The organism is Arthrobacter ginkgonis (assembly GCF_039540195.1).
GTDB lineage: Bacteria > Actinomycetota > Actinomycetes > Actinomycetales > Micrococcaceae > Zafaria > Zafaria ginkgonis.
The window spans coordinates 199,650-223,171 of record NZ_BAABEO010000034.1; the positions used below are offsets into that span (position 1 = coordinate 199,650).

The 23,522-nt window shown below is 70.7% G+C and carries 21 protein-coding genes; 15 read left to right on the forward strand and 6 right to left on the reverse strand.

Features of this window, described 5'->3' with window-relative positions:
- Positions 1-116 precede the first annotated feature (116 nt).
- The 4 genes from ABD912_RS21805 (at position 117) to ABD912_RS21820 (ending at position 5,151) form a co-directional block, all read left to right on the forward strand.
- On the forward strand, positions 117-1,610 hold the full coding sequence (locus ABD912_RS21805) for a CoA-acylating methylmalonate-semialdehyde dehydrogenase (protein WP_345154300.1): 1,494 nt from the start codon (positions 117-119) through the stop codon (positions 1,608-1,610).
- Positions 1,611-1,624: 14 nt separating this feature from the next.
- Positions 1,625-3,007, forward strand: coding sequence for an aspartate aminotransferase family protein (locus ABD912_RS21810; RefSeq protein ID WP_345154302.1), 1,383 nt, complete (start codon positions 1,625-1,627; stop codon positions 3,005-3,007).
- A 272-nt stretch (positions 3,008-3,279) separates the two neighbouring features.
- Positions 3,280-4,722 (forward strand): amidase, encoded by a 1,443-nt coding sequence (locus tag ABD912_RS21815; protein ID WP_345154303.1) that lies wholly within the window; start codon positions 3,280-3,282, stop codon positions 4,720-4,722.
- A 135-nt stretch (positions 4,723-4,857) separates the two neighbouring features.
- On the forward strand, positions 4,858-5,151 hold the full coding sequence (locus tag ABD912_RS21820; RefSeq protein WP_345154305.1) for a hypothetical protein: 294 nt from the start codon (positions 4,858-4,860) through the stop codon (positions 5,149-5,151).
- 22 nt (positions 5,152-5,173) lie between these two features.
- On the opposite strand, the gene ABD912_RS21825 is transcribed toward ABD912_RS21820, so the two are convergent.
- A complete protein-coding gene (locus ABD912_RS21825; RefSeq protein ID WP_425548123.1) occupies positions 5,174-5,665 on the reverse strand; it encodes a methylated-DNA--[protein]-cysteine S-methyltransferase in 492 nt (163 codons plus the stop codon).
- 440 nt (positions 5,666-6,105) lie between these two features.
- Here ABD912_RS21825 and ABD912_RS21830 point away from each other — a divergent pair, with 440 nt between their 5' ends.
- The 9 genes from ABD912_RS21830 to ABD912_RS21870 all read left to right on the forward strand — a co-directional run bounded on the left by ABD912_RS21830 (position 6,106) and on the right by ABD912_RS21870 (position 13,653).
- Positions 6,106-7,491, forward strand: a complete 1,386-nt coding sequence (locus ABD912_RS21830) for an extracellular solute-binding protein (protein ID WP_345154310.1) — start codon at positions 6,106-6,108, stop codon at positions 7,489-7,491.
- Positions 7,488-8,456: a carbohydrate ABC transporter permease gene (locus ABD912_RS21835; RefSeq protein WP_425548124.1), complete on the forward strand. Its 969-nt coding sequence runs from the start codon at positions 7,488-7,490 to the stop codon at positions 8,454-8,456. Before ABD912_RS21830 ends, ABD912_RS21835 begins: the two co-directional genes overlap by 4 nt.
- On the forward strand, positions 8,456-9,307 hold the full coding sequence (locus ABD912_RS21840; RefSeq protein ID WP_345154312.1) for a carbohydrate ABC transporter permease: 852 nt from the start codon (positions 8,456-8,458) through the stop codon (positions 9,305-9,307). The genes ABD912_RS21835 and ABD912_RS21840 overlap by 1 nt, the downstream gene beginning before the upstream one ends.
- A gap of 122 nt (positions 9,308-9,429) precedes the next feature.
- The gene (locus ABD912_RS21845; RefSeq protein WP_345154314.1) at positions 9,430-10,683 is read left to right on the forward strand and encodes an ABC transporter ATP-binding protein; all 1,254 of its coding nucleotides are present in this window, start codon (positions 9,430-9,432) and stop codon (positions 10,681-10,683) included.
- Between the two features lie 79 nt (positions 10,684-10,762).
- Entirely contained in the window at positions 10,763-10,969 is a 207-nt protein-coding gene (locus ABD912_RS21850) for a hypothetical protein (RefSeq protein ID WP_345154316.1), read from the forward strand.
- Complete coding sequence (ligD, locus tag ABD912_RS21855) at positions 10,956-11,867, forward strand: non-homologous end-joining DNA ligase (RefSeq protein ID WP_345154318.1); 912 nt, start codon at positions 10,956-10,958, stop codon at positions 11,865-11,867. The genes ABD912_RS21850 and ligD overlap by 14 nt, the downstream gene beginning before the upstream one ends.
- A gap of 142 nt (positions 11,868-12,009) precedes the next feature.
- Positions 12,010-12,150, forward strand: a complete 141-nt coding sequence (locus ABD912_RS21860; protein ID WP_345154321.1) for a hypothetical protein — start codon at positions 12,010-12,012, stop codon at positions 12,148-12,150.
- Between the two features lie 278 nt (positions 12,151-12,428).
- Positions 12,429-13,052, forward strand: coding sequence for an FMN reductase (locus ABD912_RS21865; RefSeq protein WP_345154323.1), 624 nt, complete (start codon positions 12,429-12,431; stop codon positions 13,050-13,052).
- 55 nt (positions 13,053-13,107) lie between these two features.
- Positions 13,108-13,653 (forward strand): DUF6328 family protein, encoded by a 546-nt coding sequence (locus ABD912_RS21870; RefSeq protein ID WP_345154324.1) that lies wholly within the window; start codon positions 13,108-13,110, stop codon positions 13,651-13,653.
- A gap of 23 nt (positions 13,654-13,676) precedes the next feature.
- On the opposite strand, the gene ABD912_RS21875 is transcribed toward ABD912_RS21870, so the two are convergent.
- The gene (locus tag ABD912_RS21875) at positions 13,677-14,843 is read right to left on the reverse strand and encodes a glycosyltransferase family 4 protein (RefSeq protein ID WP_345154327.1); all 1,167 of its coding nucleotides are present in this window, start codon (positions 14,841-14,843) and stop codon (positions 13,677-13,679) included.
- A 383-nt stretch (positions 14,844-15,226) separates the two neighbouring features.
- Between ABD912_RS21875 and ABD912_RS21880 the strand changes: the two genes are divergently transcribed.
- Positions 15,227-16,477, forward strand: coding sequence for a cell division protein PerM (locus ABD912_RS21880; protein WP_425548129.1), 1,251 nt, complete (start codon positions 15,227-15,229; stop codon positions 16,475-16,477).
- A gap of 123 nt (positions 16,478-16,600) precedes the next feature.
- Here the strand turns inward: ABD912_RS21880 and ABD912_RS21885 are convergent, their stop codons facing one another.
- Genes ABD912_RS21885 through ABD912_RS21900 form a run of 4 tightly spaced genes read right to left on the reverse strand, consistent with a single transcriptional unit; the run spans position 16,601 to position 22,893 of the window.
- Entirely contained in the window at positions 16,601-17,701 is a 1,101-nt protein-coding gene (locus ABD912_RS21885; RefSeq protein WP_345154329.1) for an ABC transporter ATP-binding protein, read from the reverse strand.
- Entirely contained in the window at positions 17,698-19,221 is a 1,524-nt protein-coding gene (locus tag ABD912_RS21890; protein WP_345154331.1) for an ABC transporter permease, read from the reverse strand. The genes ABD912_RS21885 and ABD912_RS21890 overlap by 4 nt, the downstream gene beginning before the upstream one ends.
- Positions 19,205-20,239 (reverse strand): extracellular solute-binding protein, encoded by a 1,035-nt coding sequence (locus tag ABD912_RS21895; protein WP_345154332.1) that lies wholly within the window; start codon positions 20,237-20,239, stop codon positions 19,205-19,207. The genes ABD912_RS21890 and ABD912_RS21895 overlap by 17 nt, the downstream gene beginning before the upstream one ends.
- 14 nt (positions 20,240-20,253) lie before the next feature.
- Positions 20,254-22,893, reverse strand: a complete 2,640-nt coding sequence (locus tag ABD912_RS21900) for an AMP-binding protein (protein ID WP_345154333.1) — start codon at positions 22,891-22,893, stop codon at positions 20,254-20,256.
- 52 nt (positions 22,894-22,945) lie between these two features.
- Here ABD912_RS21900 and ABD912_RS21905 point away from each other — a divergent pair, with 52 nt between their 5' ends.
- Positions 22,946-23,482 carry a 4'-phosphopantetheinyl transferase family protein gene (locus ABD912_RS21905; protein WP_345154336.1) on the forward strand — a complete coding sequence of 179 codons (537 nt, stop codon included), beginning with the start codon at positions 22,946-22,948 and terminating at the stop codon, positions 23,480-23,482.
- Positions 23,483-23,522: the final 40 nt, after the last annotated feature.

Below are 23,522 nucleotides of genomic sequence, written 5' to 3' on the forward strand. Positions count from 1 at the left end.
CGATCCGAGGGAAAATTCTTACAAGATGTCTCTTTCGGGCAGCGCCCGGGGAGTTCAGGATGGAGCATAACGACGCCACGGTGTGGCACCGGATACGGAGAAAGGCCCCGCACATCATGCAGACCGTCACCCACTGGATCAACGGCACCCAGGCCGAGCAGGCCGCGGATTCCCGCTTCGGCGAGATCACCAACCCCGCCACCGGCAAGGTGAGCGGACGCGTGGCCTTCGCGAGCACCGCCACCGTCGGCGAGGCCGTCTCCGCCGCGGCCGCCGCCTTCCCGGCCTGGCGCGACACCTCGCTGGCCCGGCGCGTGCAGATCCTCTTCAACTTCCGCGAGCTGCTCAACGCCCGCAAGGGCGAACTGGCCGCGATCATCACCGCCGAGCACGGCAAGGTCCTCGACGACGCGTTCGGCGAGATCTCCCGCGGCCAGGAGATCGTCGAGTTCGCCTGCGGCATCCCGCACATCCTCAAGGGCGGCTACACGGAGAACGCCTCCACGAAGGTGGACGTGCACTCGATCCGCCAGCCGCTGGGCGTGGCCGCGGTCATCTCCCCGTTCAACTTCCCGGCCATGGTGCCGATGTGGTTCTTCCCGATGGCGATCGCCTCCGGCAACACCGTGGTTCTCAAGCCCAGCGAGAAGGACCCCACCGCCGCCAACTGGATGGCCGAACTGTGGCACGAGGCCGGCCTGCCGGCGGGCGTCTTCAACGTCGTGCACGGCGACAAGGAAGCCGTCGACGCGCTGCTGGACCACCCGGAGATCAAGTCCGTCTCCTTCGTCGGCTCCACCCCGATCGCCAAGTACGTCTACGAGCGCGGCACCGCGCACGGCAAGCGCGTGCAGGCCCTCGGCGGGGCGAAGAACCACATGCTGGTCCTGCCCGACGCCGACCTGGACCTGGCCGCCGACGCCGCGGTCAACGCCGGCTTCGGCGCCGCGGGCGAGCGCTGCATGGCGATCTCCGCCATCGTCGCCGTCGAATCCGTGGCCGATGAGCTGGTGGCCAAGATCGCCGAACGCACGCGCACCCTGCGCGTCGGCGACGGCATGCGCGGATGCGACATGGGCCCGCTGGTCACCGCGGCGCACCGCGACCGCGTGGCCGGGTACATCGACGCCGGCGAGGCCGCCGGGGCGTCCCTGGTGCTGGACGGGCGCCACGTTTCCCCCGACGCCGAGGGCGACGGCTTCTTCCTGAACCCGACGCTGTTCGACCACGTCACCCCGGAGATGAGCATCTACACGGACGAGATCTTCGGCCCGGTGCTCTCCGTGGTCCGCGTCCCCGGCTACGACGAGGGCCTGCAGCTGATCAACGACAACCCCTACGGCAACGGCACGGCGATCTTCACCAACGACGGCGGCGCCGCCCGCCGCTTCGAGAACGAGGTTCAGGTCGGCATGGTCGGCATCAACGTCCCGATCCCGGTGCCGATGGCGTACTACTCCTTCGGCGGATGGAAGAACTCGCTGTTCGGCGACACCCACGCGCACGGCGCCGAGGGCGTGCACTTCTTCACCCGCGGCAAGGTGGTCACCAGCCGCTGGCTCGATCCCAGTCACGGCGGCATCAACCTCGGCTTCCCGCAGAACGCCTAGGGGGAGCACGCACCATGAGCCTTGATACCACCATGTCCGAAACCGCCGAGATCACCCCCGAGGAGATCGAGGCCGGCCGCCGCGCCCACGAGCTGGACCGCGCGCACGTCTTCCACTCCTGGCAGGCGCAGGGGCCGTTCGCCCCGATGACGGTCCTGAAGACCGAAGGGTCCCTGGTGTGGGACGGCGAGGGCACCCGCCTGATCGACCTCTCCAGCCAGCTGGTGAACACCAACATCGGGCACCAGCACCCGAAGGTCGTCGCCGCCATCCAGGAGCAGGCCGGAAAGATCTGCACGATCGCCCCGCAGCACGTCAACGACGCCCGCTCCGAGGCGGCCCGGCTGATCGCCGAGCTGGCCCCGGGCGACCTGGACCACATCTTCTTCACCAACGGGGGCGCCGACGCCGTCGAGCACGCCATCCGCATGGCCCGGCTGCACACCGGCCGCAAGAAGGTGTTCGCCGCCTACCGCAGCTACCACGGAGGCACCCACCTGGCGGTGAACGTCACCGGGGACCCGCGCCGGTTCGCGAACGACTCCGGCGACTCCGGCGTCGTGCACTTCCTGCCCGCCTACCCGTACCGCTCCTACTTCGGCTCCACCACGGAGGCGGAGGAAACCGAGCGGGCGCTGCGCCACCTGGAGGACATGATCCTGCTGGAGGGCCCGCAGAACATCGCGGCCCTTATCCTGGAGTCCATTCCCGGCACCGCGGGCATCTACGTGCCCCCGGCCGGGTACATGGAGGGGGTGCGCGAACTCACCCGCCGCCACGGCATCGTGTTCATCGCCGACGAGGTAATGGCCGGGTTCGGCCGGTCGGGCAAGTGGTTCGCGATCGACCACTGGGACGTGGTCCCGGACCTGCTGACCTTCGCCAAGGGCGTGAACTCCGGCTACGTGCCGCTGGGCGGCGTGGCCGTCTCCGACGCCATCTTCGAGACGTTCCGCGAGCGCGCGTACCCGGGCGGGCTCACCTACTCGGGGCACCCGCTGGCCTGCGCGGCCGCCGTCGCCACGATCGACGCGATGCAGGAGGAAGGGATCGTTGAGAACGCGGCCCGCCTCGGCGCCGAGGTGATCGGACCGCGGCTGCGCGAGCTCGCCGCCAAGCACCCGTCCGTGGGCGAGGTCCGCGGATCCGGCTGCTTCTGGGCCGTGGAACTGGTGAAGAACCGCACCACTCGCGAACCGCTGGCCGCCTACGGCGGGTCCTCGCCGGAGATGAACCAGGTCGTTGCCGCGCTGAAGGCCGGGGGCGTGCTGCCGTTCGCGAACTTCAACCGCATCCACGTGGTGCCGGCGCTGAACATCCCGGACGAGCTGCTGCTGGAGGCCCTGGAGGCCCTGGACCGTGCGCTGGATGTCGCCGACGGGTTCGTCGAGGACTGACGCCAATCAGGCAAGAGGACCGGTTCGCCCGGGGGAGCTGGATCCCCCGGGCGAACTGGTCCTTCTTGTTTGGGGCCGCGCAGGGGAAATCCGCTGGCAGGATTCCGGCTGCGCAGGCCTGCCCCGGAGGGATAGGCTCCATATCCATCGGGGAAGGCCACTGTCCGGCGGCCGTCCTCCCGGCGGCCGTCCTCCCGGCGGCGGGCATCCCTCGGACCAGGCGGCCCCGGATCCACACCGCAGCGGGGAAGACCTTGGGCGAAAGGAAGACCTTGGCAGAAGAGACGATCGGCGTTTCCCGCGAAAGCGCCGCGGCACGGCCGGCGCGTCCAGCCTTCCTCAGTGCCGTGGAGATGTCCGCGGCGTTCGCCGCCGGCGCGTTGACGCCGGTGGAGGTCGCGGAGGACGTGGTGGCGCGCATCGCCGAGCGGGAACCGGTACTCAACGCGTTCTACCGGTTCGACGCCGCGTCCGTGCGGGAACAGGCAGCGGCCTCGGCGCGGCGCTGGGCCGCGGGGGAGCCGCGCTCCGCCCTGGACGGTGTGCCCGCCTCGGTCAAGGAGAACATCGCCCGCAAGGGCCATCCGATGCCCGCCGGGAACGCCCTTCCCAACCCGCCCGTGGCAACGGAGAACGCGCCGATCGTCGACCGGATGGAGGAGGCCGGGCTGGTCCTGCTGGGATCGACCACGATGCCCGACTACGGGATGCTGTCCTCGGGCGTTTCCAGCCTGCACGGGATCACCCGCAACGCCTGGGATCCGTCCCTGACGGCCGGCGGCTCCAGCGCCGGCGCCGGCGCCGCGGCCGCGGCCGGCTACGGACCGCTGCATGTCGGGACCGACATCGGCGGATCGATCCGGTTGCCTGCCGCGTGGGCCGGACTGGTGGGGCTCAAGCCGAGCGCCGGACTGGTTCCCCTGCACGAGCCCTACCCGGGACGGGCGGCCGGGCCCCTGACCCGCACGGCAATGGACTCCTGCCTGTTCATGGGGGTCCTCGGCCAGCCGGACTCCCGCGACTACACCACCCGTCCCTATCCGGACATGGAGTGGTGCGGCCGCAACTTCGAGCCGCGCCGGGCGCGGATCGCGCTTCAGTTGGAGGCAGGATCCGGCATCGACCCCGATCCGGAGGTCCTCGCCGCCGTGCGGCTGGCGGCGCAGGCGTTCGCGGAGGCCGGGGCGGAGATCATCGAACTGGGGCCGTTCATGGCGCCCGAGCAGCTCAAAGGGGTGGACGACTTCTGGCGGACCAAGTTCTATGCCCAGTACAGCCTGCTTGAGGAGGACAAGAAGGCGCTGGTCCTGCCCTACATCGCGCGTTGGTGCGCCCTCGGGGCGCACTTCGACGGCCCGGCCACCGTGGGCAACTACCACCGTATGGCGCAGATCCAGCAGGCGACGGTCGCGGCCACGCGCGGCTTCGACCTGATGCTCTCGCCCGTGGCCCCGATGGCGGCTTTTCCCGCCGAACAGCCGATGCCGCTGGACGATCCCGACCTGCCGATGGGGCACATCTCCTTCACCCTTCCCTACAACATGTCCGGCCAGCCGGCGGCCAGCATCAACTGCGGATTCACGGCCGACGGGCGGACGATCGGCCTGCAGATCGCCGGCCAGGTGGCCCGGGACGACTACGTCATGGCCGCCACGCGCTGGTACGAGCAGGTCCGCCCCGCCCCGGCCGCCCCGGACTGGACCCGGCTGCCCTAGTTCCCCGCATCCCTTCCGCTGGCCGGGCCGGGGCGTTCCGGGAAGGGGACCTGCTCCGCCGGGATCCAAGGACCCTTGTGTACCCGTTGCAACAGGCATACTTTTGATGTATGCACCGGCCAAAGGCGGCCGGTCGTGGCCGACCGGAAGGGGCGGACCATGGGACGCAGGAACTCGGTTGCAGCGGACGGCACGGCGCGCCACCACGGCACGCCCGGCAACACGGCCGCCATTACCGGGTTGATTCTGATTGGCGTCTGCGGGGCGTTCCTCGCGATCGGCTTGGGCGGCCGAGACGCGTTCGGTTCCCTCTGGTTCGGCATCGTGGTTGGCCTGGGCTTGTTCCTGTTTGGCCTGGTCCGCAGCGCAGGCGGCATGAAGCCTCCGGGCGGCTTCGGACGGCCGCCGGGGGACACCGGCAGGGACTAGGCGCGTCTGGCGCACGTCCCGGCTAGCGGTCCGGCCCGAGGGTTTCGAAGCGCAGGAGCCACCTCTTGGCCGCGGGGCCTGCCACGTAATGCCCCGGTGAGCCGTCCAGCTTGACCACCCGGTGGCACGGAACGACGATCGGCAGCGGGTTGCGGGCGCAGGCTGCGCCCGCGGCGCGGACCGAATCGGGTCGCCCGGCCAGTGCGGCGACGTCCGTGTAGGTGGCCACCGCGCCGTAGGGCACCCGCCGTACGACCTGCAACACCCTGGCACCGAACGTTGGCGGGGGATCCGGCAGGTCCAGAGGAACCGTGAATGCGTTCCGCCGCCCGGCGAAATAGTCCTCGAACTGCCGGGCCGGTTCGTCGAGCGCGGCCCCGGCCCCTTCCACGTCTCCTTGGGTCAGTGCCGCCAGGCCGTCCAGGACGTCCTCGTGGTCCTCCACGCTGTAGGCCACCCGCACCAGGCCCGCCGGAGAGGCCACCAGCAGCAGGGAACCCAACGGGGAATCCACCGTTCTGTAGGTTAGCCCAGCTCGGTAGGTCTGCCCAGTTCCGTAGACCGGCCCAGTGCGGTGGTTCAACGGCGTGGGGTACGGATGTTCGCTGTCCTGTGTTTGAGTGCCCATGCCTTTCATGGTCATCATGTTCCTTCCTGTAGCGGGGCCCGTGGTTTTGCCGGTGCCGGACCCCAGTCCGTCGTCTGGACAGGCGCCGGCAGGTCTCCATCCCACCGCGGAACGCTGCCGCCCAAAAGCCCAGGGGAGCCCTGTTGTGGAGAAGATCGCCCGCTCCGCACGGGCGGCGACGGGGTGAGGGGAACGTGTCCGGGATTCTCCCGGAAGGAAGACAACAAGTGTGGCAATGCGGCGGGGGGAGCCATAGGCTCGGGGGAAGGCCGCAGGCGGGCGCAGCGCCCGCCCTGCCACCCACACCGACGTGGAGGAGTGCGCCAATGCCCACCCTGCCGATACCCAATTCGCGGACAGCAACGCAACGTCCGTCCAAGCCACAGGCTGCCCGAGGCGGCCGCACCCGCCACGGCCCGGTCCGGGACGCAAGGGCCAAGGGAACGGCGCTGGCGGCCTTCGCCGCCCTCGCACCCCTGCTGCTCTCCGGCTGTGCCAGCGAAGCCGGCCCGCCGGTCCTTACGTGGTACATCAACCCGGATGCCGGCGGACAATCCGCCCTCGCGAAAAAGTGCACCGAGGCCGCGGACGGCGCCTACACCATCCAGACCTCGCTCCTGCCCAACGACGCCGCCAGCCAACGCGAACAGCTGGCCCGAAGGCTCGCGGCGAACGACAGCTCGCTGGACATCATGAGCCTGGATCCGCCCTTCATCCCCGAACTGGCCGAACCAGGATTCCTGGCGCCGGTTCCCGAAGCCACCGCGGCCACGACCACCGCCAACACCCTGGCCGGGGCGCTCGCCGGGGCCACCTGGAAGGGAACCCTGGTCTCGGTTCCGTTCTGGGCGAACACCCAGCTGCTCTGGTACCGCAAATCGGTGGCCGAGGCCGCCGGCCTGGACCTGAGCCAGCCGGTGACATGGGACCAGCTGATCGAGGCCGCCCGCGACCAAGGGAAGTTCCTTGGGGTCCAAGGCGCCCGCGCCGAATCCATGACGGTGTGGGTGAACGCGCTCGTGGAAGGGGCCGGGGGACGCATCGTTGAGGATCCGGAGGCGGCCAAGAACGACATCACCCTGGGACTGGAATCCGCGGCGGGGGAGAAGGCTGCCGAGATCGTCGGCACCATCGGGCGTGAGGGACTGGGCAGCGCCGGCCTGCCCACCCAGGCGGAAAACGAATCGATGCTGCTTTTCCAAGGTGACAAGGGTTCCTTCATGGTCAACTGGCCATTTGTCTGGCCGGCCACGAACGAGGCGGTGAAGGCCGGAAACCTGGATGGATCGCTGCCGGAGGACATCGGCTGGGCACTTTATCCGCAGACGGTGGCCGGCCAGGACCCCGCCCCGCCCCTGGGCGGCATCAACCTCGGCGTCGGCGCCGCGAGCAAGCATCCCGACCTGGCGTTCCACGCCATCGAATGCATCGTTGCGCCGGAAAACCAGGCCGAATACTTCCTGACCAACGGCAACCCGCCGTCGGACGCCACCGCGTACGACGACCCGTCGGTCGCCGAAAGCTTCCCGATGGCGAAGACCATCCGCGAGTCCCTGGAACTCTCCGCCCCGCGGCCCCAGACGCCCTACTACAACGAGATCACCACCGGCATCCAACAGAACTGGGCGCCTCCGTCCGACGTCACGGACCAGACGCCCGCCACGACCTCTGAGTTCATCCTGGAGGTCCTCCGAGGGGAGAGGCTGCTGTGAGCGCATCCACCGAAGTCCGAAAAAGCGCCCCCGCGGCGTCCCCCACGCGCCGCGGCGGGGCCGTCCTGAGCCAGAGGCGCAAGGCTGAACGGCGGCTGGGCTGGCTGCTCGCCGGTCCGGCGTTCGTCGTTATGCTGCTGGTCACGCTCTACCCCATCCTCCAGGCCATCTGGGACTCCCTGTTCAACTTCCGCCTCACCGCACCGCAGGACCGGGCCTTCGTCGGCTTGGCCAACTACGTCGTCACCCTCACCGACCCGCTGTTTTGGCGGGCGCTGGGCGTCACCTTGCTGATCACCGTAGTGACGGTCGCCGTCGAACTGGTCCTGGGCTTCGCGCTGGCCCTGGTGATGCACAAGGCCCTCAAATCGGTCAGGGGCCTGGTCCGCACCGCGATCCTGGTGCCCTACGGCATCATCACCGTGGTGTCCGCCTTCGCCTGGTTCTATGCCTTCGACATCAACTCCGGATTCGTGAACACCTGGTTCGCCTGGCTGCCGGGCATCGGCCCCGACACCAACTGGTTCGCCGGGACCTGGAGTTCGCTGTTCGTCATCATGGCTTCGGAGATCTGGAAGACGACGCCGTTCATCTCGCTGCTGCTGCTGGCCGGACTGGCGCAGGTGCCGGACGAGCTGACCGAGGCCGCCCAGGTCGACGGGGCCACCTGGTGGCAGCGCATGCAGCGGGTGATCCTGCCCAACATGAAGGCCGCGATCATGGTCGCACTGCTCTTCAGGGCCTTGGATGCCTTCCGGATCTTCGACAACGTGTTCATCATGACCAACGGCGCGTTCGGCACCGAGGTGCTGTCGCTGCTGGCCTACCGGACCTCGATCGGACGGTTGGAGATCGGCTTGGGTTCGGCGATCTCGGTGCTGCTGTTCCTGTGCGTCCTGCTGATTTGTTTCATCGCCATCAAGCTGTTCAAGGTCGACCTCACCAGCGCCCGAGGGGGCAAATGATGTCCAGCCCGCAATCCAAGAAGGCCAAGGAGCGGGTGCTCTGGGCGCTGATCACCGCCGCGGTGCTGGTCTACGCACTGTTCCCGGTCGCCTCCATCCTGGCCACCTCCTTCAAGGAGCCCAGCGACCTGACCACCGGCAAGTTCCTGCCCACCGAATGGTCCGGCGTGAACTACGAGCAGATCCTCGTGGGCGATGCGCAGGTGCTTTTCCTTTCCTCGCTGCGCAACTCGATCGGCATCGCCCTGATCGCCACCACCATCGCCGTCGTCCTGGCCACGCTGTGCGCCTACGCGATCGCCCGGCTCGACTTCCCGGGCAAAAAGCTGATCCTCACCACCGCGCTGGCCGTTTCGATCTTCCCGGTCATTTCGATCGTCACACCCCTGTTCAACGTGTGGCGGATGATCGGGCTCTACGACACCTGGGCGGGGCTGATCATTCCCTACCTCTCGCTCACCCTGCCGATCTCCATCTGGACGCTGGCCGCGTTCTTCCGGCAGATCCCCTGGGAGCTCGAGCAGGCGGCACAGGTCGACGGGGCCACCACGTGGCAGGCGTTCCGCAAGGCGATCGTTCCACTCGCTGCCCCGGGCGTGTTCACCACCGCGATCATCGCCTTCTTCATCGCCTGGAACGACTTCGTCTACGGAATCTCGCTCACCTCGACGGAGGCCGCCCGGCCGGTCCCCGCCGCCCTGGCCTTCTTCACCGGCGCCTCCCAGTTCGAATCCCCCACCGGCGCCATTTCCGCGGCCGCCATCATCGTCACCATCCCCGTCGTGCTGCTGGTCCTGCTCTTCCAGCGGCAGATCGTCTCCGGCCTGACCCAAGGCGCGGTGAAGGGATGACGCGCGGTGAAGGGATGACGCGCGGCGAGGGGATGGGGCGCGGCCGAAGGACGACGACGGCGCCCGCAGGCTTCCGCCCCCATCCCGCCTGAGACCCCACCCCAGCAAAGGAGACCCGTGCAATGGCATCCATCACCTTGGACCACCTGGTCAAGAAGTACGACGACGGATTCCCGGCGGTCAACGACGTGAGCATCGACATTGCCGACGGCGAGTTCATCATCCTGGTTGGCCCCTCCGGCTGCGGCAAGTCGACCCTGCTGCGCATGATCGTGGGACTGGAGGACATCACCTCCGGGAACCTGCTCATCAACGGCAGACGGGTCAACGAGGCCGCCCCGCGCGACCGGAACCTGGCCATGGTGTTCCAGAACTACGCGCTCTACCCGCACCTGACAGTGTTCGAGAACATCGCCTTCCCGCTCCGGCTGGCGAAGGGCAAACTGACGGAGGCCGAGATCCGCGAACGCGTGACCACGGCGGCCGCGACGCTGGAACTGAGCGAGCACCTGGACCGCAAGCCCGCCAACCTCTCCGGCGGGCAGCGCCAGCGCGTCGCGATGGGCCGGGCGATCGTGCGCCAGGCGGACGCCTTCCTCTTCGACGAGCCGCTGTCCAACCTGGACGCGAAGCTGCGCGGGCAGATGCGCTCGGAGATTTCCCAGATGCAGCGCCGGCTGGGGGTGACCAGTGTGTATGTCACCCACGACCAGACCGAGGCGATGACCCTGGGAGACCGGGTGGCGGTGCTGAAGAAGGGGGTCCTGCAGCAGATCGCTTCACCCCGGGAACTGTACGAACAGCCGGTGAACCTGTTTGTCGCCGGGTTCATCGGCAGCCCCTCCATGAACTTCCTGCCGGCCACGCTGGAGGGCAACGTGTTCAGGACTCCGGTGGGGGACATTCCGGTGGTGTCCGAGCGCGCGGAGGTTGCCCGGGGCAGGGGAGTGGTGCTGTTGGGGGTGCGTCCGGAATTCTTCGAGGATGCGGCGCTGTACGAGCCGGCCAAGCTGCCGCACGGCACGGTCTTTGAGGCGGACCTGACCCACACCGAGTGGCTGGGCAGCGAGCAGTACGGGTACATCAACTTCGAACCCACCCCGCAGGTGCGTGAACTGTTGCAGTCACTGGCCCGCGACATGGATGCCGAAGAGTTGCGGCCCCAAATCGTGGCCACCCTCGATGCCGACAGCAAGCTGCGCGGCGGCCAACGGGCCCGGCTCTGGCTGGATACCCGGAGGGTACACATCTTCGATCCGGGGACGGGGGAGAACCTGACCCGCGACGCCGAAGCCGGTGCCGCGCTCACCGCCGAAGCCGCCGCGGTCCGGGCCGAGCAGATTGCCCGGGCCGCGGAAGGAGTCCCTACCGCATGAGCGCCAACGCAACTACGGTTGGACCAGCGGGCCACCACCGCGCCAGCCATGAGCCCGCCCACCAGGTGAGGAGAACGCCATGAAAAACGTGACGCCGGAACCGGAGCACACCGCCGGCGGCGGAGGCAGCGAGGAACGCGCCGAGGAAGAGGGCGCCACCCGGCAGGTGCCCCCGGAGCATCCCCGCCACGTCCCCTCCGCCAGCCCGGACGAACTGCCCAACGGCAGCGGCAACGACGAGACGGGGCCACGCAAGGATTCCGACGAGCGCTTTGACGCCGGCTGACACGCTGGAGGTCGCCGGACGGCAGGTGAGGTTCACCCACCCCGACCGGGTGCTTTATCCCTCCACCGGCACCACCAAGGCGGATGTTGCCCATTACCTCCTGGAGGCCACCGCGGTGCTGGTGCCGCAGGCCGCGCGGCGCCCGGCCACGCGAAAGCACTGGATGGACGGGGTCGGCACGGCCGCCCACCCCGGGGAGTCCTATTTCCGCAAGGACCTCGAGGACTCGGCACCGGACTGGATCCAACGCGTCGACCTCCGCCATCAGGACCACACCAACACCTACCCCGTGGTGGACGGCCCGGCGGTCCTGGCCTGGTTCGCGCAGCGGGCCGCGTTGGAGATCCATGTGCCCCAGTGGCGCATGGGCGCGGACAACTCGCCGGACGCCCCGGACCGCCTCGTCATCGACCTCGACCCCGGTGCGGGAGTGGACTTGGCCGGGGTCGCCGAAGTGGCCCACTGGTGCCGGGACGCGCTCGCCGAGCGCGGGCTGGCCGCGCTTCCGGTGACCTCGGGGTCGAAGGGGATCCACCTGTACGCGGGCCTGAAGAAAGGGACCACGGCGGAGGAATCCATCCGGATCGCCCACGAGGTCGCCCTCCAGCTCGAGTCCGCCCACCCCCAGCGCGTGGTGTCCGAGATGAAGAAGTCCCTGCGGGGAGGCAAGGTGCTGGTGGACTGGAGCCAGAACATGCCCCACAAGACCACCGTGTGTCCCTATTCGCTCCGGGGGCGCCTCCGCCCGGCCGTCGCCGCCCCACGGACTTGGGAAGAACTCGCGGACCCGGACCTGCGCCAGCTCGAGTATCCGGAGGTGCTGGACCGCATCGCCGCCGGGCAGGACCCCATCGCCGGGCTCGGCTGGCACGGTGCGCTGCACCGGCCGGAAGAGTGAGGCCCGAAGGCTGAGATCCGGCTCCCTCCGTAAGGCCGGGACCCCACATTTTTGTGGCGGCGGGGGATTGCATCCCACGGCAACAGGCGTAGTTTGGTGACGTCGATACCCGACGCAAGGCTCCAGCCGAAGAAGGTGTGCCATGCCAGACAAGACTCCGCAGAAACACGAGCACAAAAAGACCGGCAAAACCATCAAGCAGCGCCGCGCGGAGAAGCGCGCGAAGCACGATATGGAGATGCCCACCGACCCGGTGGCCCAGGCGCGGAAGCGCACCAGGTAGGCACGGCGCCTAAGCGCACCAGGAAGGCCCAGCGCGCAAGCGCACGAGGTAAGCCAGCGCTTAAGCGCGCCAAGTAGCAACACCGGAAGGCGCGGCCCGTGGGCCGGGCAGTGAACGACGGCGGGACACCGGAAGGTGCCCGCCGTTGCCGCTGTCCGCCGTCGCCGCGTCTGAAGCCTTGCCGGGGCCGGGCCGCGGCCTGAACCCCCGGGAATGAAAACGGCACCGTTGTGGTTTTTACATGCAATTGCATTGAAATCGACTGAAGGGTGCCCACCATGGCCAAGTCCATCGTTGTTGTTTCCGGAGGCCTCGGGGTCCCGTCCACCAGCCGCATGCTCGGCGACCGGCTGGGCCAGGCCGCCCGCGGCGCGCTCGCCGAACGCGCGATCGATGCGGACGTGGCCGTCGTCGAACTGCGCGACTACGCGGCGGACATCGCCAACAACATGGTCACTGGCTATGCGTCGCCCCGCCTCGCGGAGATGATCACCCAAGTCACGTCCGCGGACGCGGTGGTGGTCGTGGGGCCGGTGTTCACCGCCTCCATCTCGGGGCTGGTCAAGTCGTTCCTGGATGTGCTGGACCCCAAGGCCCTGGAGGGGATGCCGGTGCTGCTCGCGGCGACCGGCGGCAGTGCCCGCCACAGCCTGGTCCTGGACTACGCGATGCGTCCGGTCCTTGCCTACCTGCGTGCAGCCGTGGTGCCCACCGGCGTCTTCGCCTCCACGGAGGACTGGGGCGGGGACACCGGGGGCGGGGCGCTGGCCGACCGCGTGGAACGTGCCGGAAGGGAACTGGCCCTGGCGGTCGAGGGCGCGGCTCCGGCGGGTCGGGGGACCGGCGCCATGGAGTCCCTGCCGTTCGAACAACTGCTGGCCAACATCCGCCCTTCCTCCTGACCCGGCGGCTCCGGACGGTACCCGCGCACGCGGTGCCGTCCGGTAGCGTGGATGCATGAAATCCGACGAGGAACCGCCCGTTACATCCGAAGCGGAACTGTCCCGCCAGGCGCGGGCCGGTGACGCCGAACGCGGCCGCTCGGAAACGTTCGATGAAATGCTGGACCGGAACTGGAACGAACTGCTCCAGGAACTGCGCGTGATGCAGACCGGGGTCCAGATCACCACGGCCTTCCTGATGACGCTGCCCTTCCAGTCTCGGTTCGACGAGCTTGGCCCGGTGCAGGTCCGCTTCTACCTGGTGCTGCTTGCCTTTTCCGTGCTGCTGGCCGGCCTGAACATGACTCCGGTGGCGATCCACCGGAGGCTGTTCCGCCAGAACATCAAGGAAATCACGGTCAAGCAGGGCCACCGGATCGTGCAAATCGCCCTCGTGGGGACCGGCCTGCTGGTGTCCGCCTGCGTCACCTTCATCGCCGACGTGCTGCTCGGCGATTCCGCGGCCCTGGTCATCGGAGGGGTGGTGCTGCTGGCGATGGCCCTGCTTCTGGTGGTCCTGCCGGTCATCCTGCGCCGCAGGGAAGGCTACCCGAAGGACTAACAGGCCGATAGGCCGGCCCGGTCCTACCGTGCGAGCACGCCGCGTGCCACCACGTCCAGCTGTCGCGACTTGACCTGGACCGCCCGGCGGTAGTGTTCCACCAGTTCCGCGCACACCGCGGGCCACGTCCGGGTCCGCACCGCCGCGTACGCCGCCGCTCCGAACGCCAGCCGCTTGCCGTCGTCGTACGCCAGGTCCTCCACCCGCGCGCGCAGGCCCGCGAGGTCGCCCGGCGCGTAGAGCCAGCCCGTGCGGGAGGAATCCACCAGGTCCACCGGCCCGCCCCGGCCCACCGCCACCACCGGCACGCCGGAGGCCATGGCTTCCTGGATCGTCTGGCAGAAGGTTTCCGCCTCGCCGGGGTGCACGAAGAGGTCGAACCCGGCCACCGCCTCCGCCAGCTCCTCCCCGCCGAGGAATCCGGCGAAGTGCGCGTTCGGCAGGGCGTCGCGCAGGCCTTCGCGCAGCGGCCCGGACCCCACGATCGCCAGCCGCGTGCCCGGCAGCGCGTCCAGCACCGCCAGGTCCTCGACCTGCTTTTCCGCGGCCAGCCGTCCCACGTAGCCGATGATGCGTTCGCCGTTGGGGGCCACCCGGGCCCGGAACGCGGCGCCCCCGGAGGTGCCGCGCCGGGAGGGGTGGAAGCGCTGCGTGTCCACCCCGCGCCGCCACATGTGGGTCCGCCGCACCCCGAGCCCGCGCAACTGGCCCATCGAGTGCGTGCTGGGCACCAGGTTCACCGTGGAGGCCTCGTGCAGGGTCCGCACGTGGTTCCACAGCAGCGGCTCCAGCCACGGCGCCCCGTAGCGCGCGGCGTAGGCGGGAACCTCGGTCTGGTAAACGGAAATCGACGGCAGTCCCAGCTGTTCCGCGGCCTGGATGGCGCGCCAGCCCAGCACGAACGGGCTGGCCAGATGCACCACGTCCGGCGCGAATCCGGCCAGCAGCCGGCGCACGCGCAGCACGCTGCCCGCGGCCACCCGCACCGTTGGATAGCCGTTCAGCGGCAGCGCGGGCAGGTGCACCACGGGGAACCCCTCGACCGACTCCGGTCCCGGTTCGGCCCCGGCCGGGGCGATGACCATCGCCTGGTGGCCTTGCTCGCGCAGGTGCGCCAGGACATGGAGAACGGAATTGGTGACCCCGTTCATGTGCGGCAGGAACGATTCGGCAACTACTGCGACCCTCACGGGCCCAGCCTGCGCCGCGTGCGTGGCCGCGCGGTGAACGGGCGGCGCGGCGCGGATGAATTTCGGCCACGGCGCCGGCGGACGGCTTGGGCCCAGCCCCGCGTCGCTGGCCGGACGCCGCGCGCGGGGGTGGCACCATGGGAACGATGAAAGACGAGCGCAGCACCGACCCCGAGGGTTCCAGCCGGCGGGGAGCCCCGAAGGCGGGGCGCCGCCCCGGCGCCCCCAAGGCCCCGCGCGCGGAGAGGCCTGCCGCGCCCCACGCCGGCGCGCCGCCGGGATCCCCCACCGGGACCCGGCCGGGACGGCCCGCGGCGGCTGCCAAGCCGTCGGCGGGGTCTCGCGGGACGGCACTGCGGGGATACCTCGAGGAGGGGTTTCCGATGCCGCTGTGGCTGCAGGGATCCCTTGAGTTCCTCCAGTGCGCGATCCTTTCCGGGCTGCTGGTGCTGGGGCCGCTCGTCGCCGTGTGGTTCAGCCAGGGGTTCGCGGACCGGACGCTCGATTCGGTGCTCCAGCTCGGCGGGCAGGCCTGGCTGATGATTCACGGCGTGCCGCTCCAGCTGAGCATCCCGCTGAACGCGGATTCGCCGGAGGTCCTGACCGGCACCCTGACGCTTACCCCGCTGGGCCTGACCCTGCTGCCGTTCTTCCTGGCCTGGCGCTCCGGCCGCCGCATCGCGCGCGCTTCCTACACCGACCAGCTGTGGCAGGGCCTGGTCGGGGCGCTGGGCGCGTACATGATCTTCGGCCTGGTCACCGCCTTCGCCGTTCGGACGGAGGAGGTGCGGATCTCGCTCGCGGCGGCCGCCCTGGTGCCGCTGGTGGCGGCGGGCGCCGGCCTGGTGGTCGGCGCCCGCCGCGAGGCCGGCTCGTGGGGGCGCCTGATCGGCGTTGACTCGGCGGCCTGGATCGCCCGGACCAGCCAGCATTCGCGCTGGGCCGGATCCTACGTGGGGTCGGTAATCCGCGCCGGCTCGCTGGCCTACCTGGCCGCCCTCGGTTTGGCGGCGGCGGTGCTTGCGGTGGACTTCGCGATGCATTGGGCGGAGATCTCCAACGTCTACCAGCAGCTCAAGCCCGGCCCCGTGGGTGGGGCGGTGCTGACCGCGGCGCAGTTGGGCATGGTCCCCAACCTGGCGGTGTGGACGCTGGCCTGGGTCTCCGGCGGCGGGTTCTCGCTGGGTACCGGAAGCACGCTGAGCACGCTGGAAACCACGGTGGGACCGCTGCCGGCCCTGCCCGTGCTGGCGAGCCTGCCCACGGGGGACCTGAGCCGGGCCTGGCTGTTCATGTTCGTGCCGGTGGTCGCAGGTTTCCTGGCCGGGTGGTTCTTCCTGCGCGAAGGGGAAAACCACCTGGACGACTGGCTGAGCCTGAGGTCCCGGGCCCGGTGGTTCACGCTGTCCGCCTCCACCCTCCTGCTGGGCGCATTCATCGGGGCCGTTGCCGGGATCCTTTCCCTGATCGGCAGTTGGCTTTCCAGCGGGTCGCTGGGCATCGGCAGACTGGTGGACTTCGGCCCCAACGCCTGGCTGACTGCCCTGCTGCTTCTGGCCGAGGTGGCCGTCGGCGCCGTGGTCGGATACCTGGCGGCCCCCGTCCTGGAGCACGATCCGGTGCTGGAAGACTAGCGGGCGAGGGCCCCGCCCCGAGCGAAGCGAGGGCGGTAGCCGCTAGGGGCTCCTGCCGTCCCTGCCCGGCCTCCGGACCCGGCCGTCCCGGTCCGCTGCACGTCGGTGAGGGGTCGACCGCCGTTACCGCGGCGCGGTCTCGGTCAGCGGCGCGGTCCCGGTCGGCGGCTGGGCCGCGGAGGGCCCGACGGGGAACGCCCGGACTGGCCCGGCGACGCTGAGTCCCACGCGCTCATCGGTCCGGGGCGCGTGCTGGCCGAGGACCCTGGCGACCACCGGTCGGGATGGCGTTCCGCCGATCCCGTCGAGCTCCACGACGGCGTCGTGCCCGAAGTAGGACACGGCGCGCACCGTGGCGTCGAGGTGGCCGCTTCCGGCGCGGGTGAGGGCGATTTGCTCGGGCCTGACCATGACCAGGACCTGCCCGTCGGGCGTCCCGTCTTGGACGGGTAGTGTGCCGAGCGCGCAGGAGACCGTGCCTTCGATGGCGGTGCCGTCGAGCAGGATGGCGTCGCCGAGGAATCCGGCCACCTCGGCGTCGACCGGTTCGCGGTAGATGTCGGTGGGGTGGCCGACCTGCCTGAAGCGGCCGGCGTCGAGGATCGCGACCTCGTCCGCGAAGGAGAGCGCCTCGCCCTGGTCGTGGGTGACCAGCACGGCGGTGGCGCCGGCCGCGCGCAGGGCCCGGGCGGTGGCCTCGCGGGTGGCGGCACGCAGGCCGCTGTCCAGCGCGGAGAACGGCTCGTCGAGCAGGATCAGGCCCGGGCGCGGGGCCAGCGCACGGGCCAGGGCAACGCGCTGCTGCTGGCCCCCGGAGAGCTGGTCCGGCCGGCGGTCCGCCATCAAGGCGGGCAGCCCGACCAAGTCGAGCAGTTCGAGCACGCGGGCCCGGTGGCGGTGCCGCGGCCGGGGCAGGCCGAAGGCGATGTTCCCGGCGATTGACAGGTGCGGGAACAGCCCGCCGTCTTGGCGTACGTACCCGATCCCGCGCCGCTCCGGTGGCACCCACACACCGGGCCCGGCCACCGTCCGGCCGCCGACGGACACCTCGCCCCCGATGGGCCGATGGAAGCCGGCGATGATGCGCAACAGCGTGGTCTTGCCGCTGCCTGAACCGCCGAGCACGGCCGTTGTCGTGCCCTGCGTCACGGTGAGGTCGACGGAGTCGAGCACCGTGTCGCGTCCGTAGCCGGCTGTGACGGCGCGGATCTTCAGTTCGGTCATTTCTCCTCCAGGATCTGCCGCCGCAGAAGCAGGGTCAGGGGCACGGACAGCGCGATCATCGCCGCGGCGTAGGGGGCCGCGGCGGCGTAGTCGAGTTGGCTGGCCTCGCGCCAGAAGGCCAGGGCCAGGGTTTCGGTTCCGGTGGGCGCCAGCAGGAGCGTGGCCGTCAGCTCGGTCCCGACCGCCAGGGCCACGAGCACGAGCCCGGTCAGCACGGACGGGGCCATCAGGGGCAGGACGACCCGGACCAGGGTGCCGGCGCCGCCGGCGCCGAGGGCGCGTGCGGCTTCGGAGAGCTCGGGCGGCGTGGCCGCCAGGCCAGCCCGCAGCGAGACCATGGCGCGGGGGACGAAGAGGATGGCGTACGCGAGGACCGTCAACGGGACGCTCTGGTAGAGCGGGCGGGCCCATCCCACGGCGAGGGTCACCAGCGCCAGCCCGACGACGATGCCGGGCAGGGAGCTGGCGACGAAGGTGACCCGTTCCAGGGCCAAGGTCAGGCCGGAGTGGTGCCGGCTGAGCAGCCATGCCCCGGGCAGCGCTGCCGCGGTCGCCGCCACCGCACCCAAGGCCGCCAGGCCCACCGTGCCGAGGGTCGTGGTCAGGAGGTCGCCGTCGAACAGCCCTGCCCATCCGCCGGGGGCGGCGAGCCAGCGGGCCACGCTGGCGACCGGGACCACCAGGGCCCCGGCCACGAGTGCGGCGAGGAAAAGCACCCCCGGCGCGGCCCAGGCGCCGAGGGCGTGGGGAACGGCCCGGCGCTGCGTGCCGGGCCCCAGGCGGGCGACCCGGCGCCGGCCGCGGGCGATGAGTTCAAGCAGCAGGGTCAGCAGGCACAGCCCGACCAGCACCGAGGCGAGCAGGCTGCCGGAGGTGTCGCTGAAGCCTACGGCGTATTGCTGCATGATCGCCGTGGTGAAGGTCTGGAACCGCATCATCTCTAGCACGCCGTACTCGGCGAGCAGGTGCAGCCCCACCAGCAGGGCTCCGCCGCTGAGGGCGGGCCGCAGCCGGGGCAGGACGGTGCGGGCGAAGGCGGCGGCCGGGGACAGGCCCAAGGAGCGGGCCGCTTCCTCATCTCCCGGGTCCAGGGCGCGCAGCAGCGCCGCGACGGGAAGGAACACGAATGGGTAGTAGGCCAGCGTGGTGACCAGCGCGGCCCCGGCGAAGCCGGTGAGGCCCGGGGCGACCGTTACCCAGGCGTACGCGCTGACGAACGAGGGCACGGCCAGCGGCGCCAGCAGCAGGGTCCGCCACCAGGCGGCTCCGGGCAGCGTGGTGCGTTCCACCAGCCATGCGGAGGCGGTGCCGACGACTACGGAGGCAGGCACCGTGACGGCCATGAGCATTCCGGTGTTCGCCAGGAGGTTTCCGATGCGGGGGCGGAACAGGTATTCCGCGGCCCGGGCCGGGCCCTCCGAGAGCGCGCCGGGAAGGGCGACGAGCAGCGGCAGCACGGTCAGGGCCGCAACCAGGGCCGCGGCCACCGTGACCCCGCGCGTGCTAGAGGATCCCGACATCGGTCATCAGCTTGATCACCTGGTCGGAGTTGAGGGTGGAGACGTCGACCGTGGGGGCCTCCAGCTTCTCCAGCGGCGGGAGGGCCGGATCCGACTCCAGGCCGGTGCCGATCGCGTATTCCATCGAGCCGCTGTCGACGAGGGCCTGCTGGCCCTTCGGTCCGGTCACGTACTCAAGGAACTGCTGGGCCTGTTCGGGCATGTCGGAGGAGGCGAGCACCCCGCCGGCCGAGAGGCTGACGAACGCGCCGGGGTCCTCGCCGCCGAAGTAGTGCAGTTGCGTGTTCGCGCTGCCCTGCTGGTCCCCGGCCTGGTCGCGGTACCAGTAGTAGTGGTACATGATCCCGACCGGCACTTCGCCGGCGTTGACCGCCTTCATGGTGGCGATGTTGTTCTGGTAGATTTCCGCGTTGTCCGCCAGTGCCTGGAGCCAGGCGCGGGTCTCGGCCTCGCCGCGCTCGGCGAGCATGCCCGCGGCGATGGCCTGGAAATCCGCGCCGCCGGGCGCCGCGCCCCACTTGCCTGCCCACTTGGCGTCCGCCAGGTCCATCATCGAGGACGGCAGGTCTTTCTCACTGATCAGGTCCTGGTTGTAGACCAGCACGGTGGAGCGGGCCGCGATCGGCGCCCACAGACCCGAGGACGGGGCCAGGCCGTCGCGGACCTGGTCCAAGGTGGGGCCGTCCACCGGCGCGAGGAGCCCCTCCCGCTCCACGACGGTCATGGCCGGGGAGTTCTCGGTGAGGAACACGTCGGCCGGGGAGGATTCGCCCTCCTGGACGATCATGTGCCCCATCGAGGAGTCCTGGCCGTCGCGGACCTGGGTCGGGATGCCGGTCTCCTCCGTGAAGGCGGCGGCGACGGCCTCGGTGACCTCGATGTGCTGGGCGGAGTAGATCTGCAGCGTGTCGGCCTGCGGTGCGTAGGTGTCCTCGCCGGCGGGGCCGCCGGAGCAGGCGGTCAGGAGCAGCGGCAGCACGAGGGCCAGGGCGAGCAGGGGACGGCGGTTCTGGGTCATGGGGCGCTTTCGTTTCATCGGGTGGGAGGGTGGACCAGGTCCTGCAGGCGCCGCATCGGGCGGTCGGCCAAGCGCCACACGAGGCACCCCGCCGCCAGCGCGGCGACCGTCTCGACGACGTCGTTTTCGAAGGCGGACAGCACCATGAACTGGACCAGGTATATGTATAGCGATGCGGCGGCCAGCAGGCCGACCAGAGGTATCAGCCGGGCGGGGACCCGCACCCGGGGCACGAGGATGAGGGCGGCAAAGCCGGCGACGATGGCCACGTCCCGCATCGGCTGGTCGGGGAAGAACGCCGCGCCGCCGATGACGGCCAAGGCCACGGTGAGCCAGCGGCGCAGGCGGGTGTCGGCGTAGGCCGCGGCCGCGCCGGCGCCGACCAGCCACAGGGTGGTCGGCATGATCGACGGCGCCATCGAGTCGTCCGTCATCGCCAGGATGACGAAGCGGGGCACCAGCGCGGCCGCGGTGAGCCAAGCGGCGACGCGCCAGGGGTCGGCCCGCCAAGCCCGGGCGACGGCGGGGACGGAGAGCACCGCGGTGAGCACCAGGAGGCTGGCGACGAGGGCGTCGACGAACCAGTACTCGTTGCGCGTGGATCCTTCGGTCGTGTCGCCGATCAGCCAGTGGCTGAGCAGGATGTTCGACCACCCGTACCGGCCGGTGGTAAGCATGCCGAACAGCGCGATGAGCATCGTGGGGACGGCCACGCCGACCAGGATCCGGGCGGTGGCCCGCCACCGGCCGGCCACGCTGGGCACGGAGAGCCCGAAGCGGACCGCGTTGAAGCCGGCGATGGCCAGCAGGAGGTGGGCCCCGCCCATGATGTCGAACAGGTCCGCGTGGGATCCGCAGATCGCCACGACGGCCAGCGCGCGCAGGAGGACCGAGGTTTCCACGGTGCGCCACGCCCAGCGCCGCCAGCCGCGCGCGGGGGTGCCCTCGCCGTCGGATCCCGCGGGGGAGGCGGCAGCGCGCTGGGGGGCGACTAAGGCCGCGAGCTCGGACAGGGGCCGATGGTGCCATCCGCGCGGCAGCGGCCCGACGAGGCCCTCCAGCCGGACGGAGGCCTGGACGTGGCTCAGGGAATCGCCCCCGTGCTGGACGAACGAGCGGCCCAGGTCGACGGAGTCCGTGCCCAGCACATGGGACACGGCCTTCGCGACGTCCGCGGCCGCGGGGTCGGCACCCGGCGGGGCGTCCTTGGCGTCCGCGGCGGCGTGGGCCCGCACGAGCTCCGCGCTGCCGGGCCGGTCGATCTTCCCGTTGGACAGGCGCGGCAGGTCGGCGACGGCCACCGCGACCGCGGCCGGACCGAGCCCCGAGGTCCGGCCTGCTACCCACCGGGCGTCGGCGGCGGTGGCGTCGGCGGAGCGGCCGGGCCGCGGTTCGACCGCCACGAGCAGCCGGGTGCCGTCCCCGCCCACGCACGCGGCGTGGCCGGCTGTCTCCAAGGCCTGCTCGACGGCGGAGACGTCGATGCGCACGCCCATGACCTTGACGAAGCCGGAGCGCCGCCCGACGATCCGCAGCAGCCCGTCGGCACCGATGCGCCCGAGGTCGCCGGTGCGCAGTTCGGTCAGCATTGCGCCGAGCGCGAGGTCGTCGGGGTGTTCGGCGTAGCCCATCATGACGCCGGGGCCGCGCACGACGACCTCGCCGGCGCCGTCGGCCGCCTCGGGCACGGCCGTGTCCAGATTCAGCGAGGTCCCGTCGACGGGGCGGCCCACGGCGTCGGGGTTGTTGGCGGCCAGTGCAGGATCGAGGATGCAGATCCGCGCGGTGGCCTCCGTCTGGCCGTACATTACGGACAGTCCCCAGCCGTGCTCGCGACCGAGGGCCGCGGTGCGCCGGACGCGGTCCGGATGCATCCGGCCGCCGGCCTGGGCGATCAGGCGCAGCGAGGGATGGTCCCGCTCGAGCACGCCGGTGGATTCCATGAGCTCGACCATGTGCGGCACGGCGGCCAGGTTGGTGACGCCGAGGCCGTCGATGGCGTCCCAGAGGGCCCCGTCGAGGACCGAGCCCTCGTGCAGCACGACGGATCCGCCGGCGACCAAATGCGAGTGGAGGACCGACAGCCCGAAGCAGTAGTGCAGGGGGAGGCTGGTGATGGCCCGGTCGGCCTCGGTGAGGTGCAGCGCCTTCGCGATGGCGGCGGCGTTGCTGGCCAGGTTCCGGCGGGAGAGCCGGACGAGCTTGGGGGAGCCGGTGCTGCCGGAAGTGCTCAGCAGCAGCGCCAGGTCGGGGTGCAGGACGTGGCGCGGAGTGGGGGAGTCGAGTCGGAAGGGCTTCTCGGGGTTGCCTGTGGCCGTCACGTCGGGCCGGTAGCGGTCGAGGATCGCGGCCGCCCGAGGCTCGTCCGAAGTCACCAGTGCGACGTGGCCGGCCTCGAGCGTCGCGAGGTAGGCGGCGACGCTGTCCAGGTCGGGGCGCAGCGCCAGGTGCACGAGGCGGCGCCCCGTCGCGGCGTTCGGCAGGTGGCGGGCCAGCCGTGCGACGGCGGCGCGCAGGTCGCCGTGGGAGACGGCGTCACCCGACGCGGTGAGCAGCGCGGGCCGCCCCGCGCGGGCGGGGTCGGAGCCAGGCTCCAGCAAGGAATCGTGGCGGGGGGCCGCAACGGTGAGGCCTCGCACAGGAATTTGGGTCACGGGCGTTAAGGTTAGCCTAAGCAAAGCATGTTAGGGCAAGGCGAGGTGATTTATGGCGTTCGTGTGGTGGTCGTCGCTCACGGCGGCCGGGCAAGGGCTCCTGGGCATGCTCGACTCGGCCGAGCAGGCCCGGCTGGAGTCACTGGACCGCCCGGCGGACCGGGGCAGGTCCATGGTGGGGGCGGCGCTGCTGCGCGCGGCCGTCGCATCCCACTCCGGCATCGCTCCGGCCGACGTCGTCGTCGACCGCACCTGCGAGGAATGCGGCGCTCCCCATGGTGCGCCCCGCATCGTGAACCCCGGGAGGGCTGCGCCCTGGGTGTCGGTGTCGCATTCCGGGCTGCTCATCGTCGTGGCGCTCAGCGGGCGCGGTCCGGTGGGGGTGGACGTGCAGCGGGTCGCTGACCTGGAGGACCCGGCAGCCGCGCCGGAGTGGGTCCGGCGCGAGGTGCTGTTCAAGGCGCGGTCCGGGAGTCCCCACTGGGACGGTTCGGCGCGTGAGTTGGAGGCCCCGTTGCCTGGCTACCTGGCCGCCTTGGCGCTTCCGGCCGGCGACGGGCAGGACTTGGTGATCCGGAACTGGCCCTAACGGGGTTTGAGGCGAGGTCCCGGCCATGGGTAGCCCTCGT

Bases quoted from the DNA above. Each gene is read 5' to 3' on its own strand.
- ABD912_RS21805 (WP_345154300.1), top strand. From the start codon at position 117: ATGCAGACCGTCACCCACTGGATCAACGGCACCCAGGCCGAGCAGGCC.
- ABD912_RS21810 (WP_345154302.1), top strand. From the start codon at position 1,625: ATGAGCCTTGATACCACCATGTCCGAAACCGCCGAGATCACCCCCGAG.
- ABD912_RS21830 (WP_345154310.1), top strand. From the start codon at position 6,106: ATGCCCACCCTGCCGATACCCAATTCGCGGACAGCAACGCAACGTCCG.
- ABD912_RS21840 (WP_345154312.1), top strand. From the start codon at position 8,456: ATGTCCAGCCCGCAATCCAAGAAGGCCAAGGAGCGGGTGCTCTGGGCG.
- ABD912_RS21845 (WP_345154314.1), top strand. From the start codon at position 9,430: ATGGCATCCATCACCTTGGACCACCTGGTCAAGAAGTACGACGACGGA.
- ABD912_RS21850 (WP_345154316.1), top strand. From the start codon at position 10,763: ATGAAAAACGTGACGCCGGAACCGGAGCACACCGCCGGCGGCGGAGGC.
- ABD912_RS21860 (WP_345154321.1), top strand. From the start codon at position 12,010: ATGCCAGACAAGACTCCGCAGAAACACGAGCACAAAAAGACCGGCAAA.
- ABD912_RS21865 (WP_345154323.1), top strand. From the start codon at position 12,429: ATGGCCAAGTCCATCGTTGTTGTTTCCGGAGGCCTCGGGGTCCCGTCC.
- ABD912_RS21870 (WP_345154324.1), top strand. From the start codon at position 13,108: ATGAAATCCGACGAGGAACCGCCCGTTACATCCGAAGCGGAACTGTCC.
- ABD912_RS21880 (WP_425548129.1), top strand. From the start codon at position 15,227: ATGCCGCTGTGGCTGCAGGGATCCCTTGAGTTCCTCCAGTGCGCGATC.
- ABD912_RS21885 (WP_345154329.1), bottom strand. From the start codon at position 17,701: ATGACCGAACTGAAGATCCGCGCCGTCACAGCCGGCTACGGACGCGAC.
- ABD912_RS21890 (WP_345154331.1), bottom strand. From the start codon at position 19,221: ATGTCGGGATCCTCTAGCACGCGCGGGGTCACGGTGGCCGCGGCCCTG.
- ABD912_RS21895 (WP_345154332.1), bottom strand. From the start codon at position 20,239: ATGACCCAGAACCGCCGTCCCCTGCTCGCCCTGGCCCTCGTGCTGCCG.
- ABD912_RS21905 (WP_345154336.1), top strand. From the start codon at position 22,946: ATGGCGTTCGTGTGGTGGTCGTCGCTCACGGCGGCCGGGCAAGGGCTC.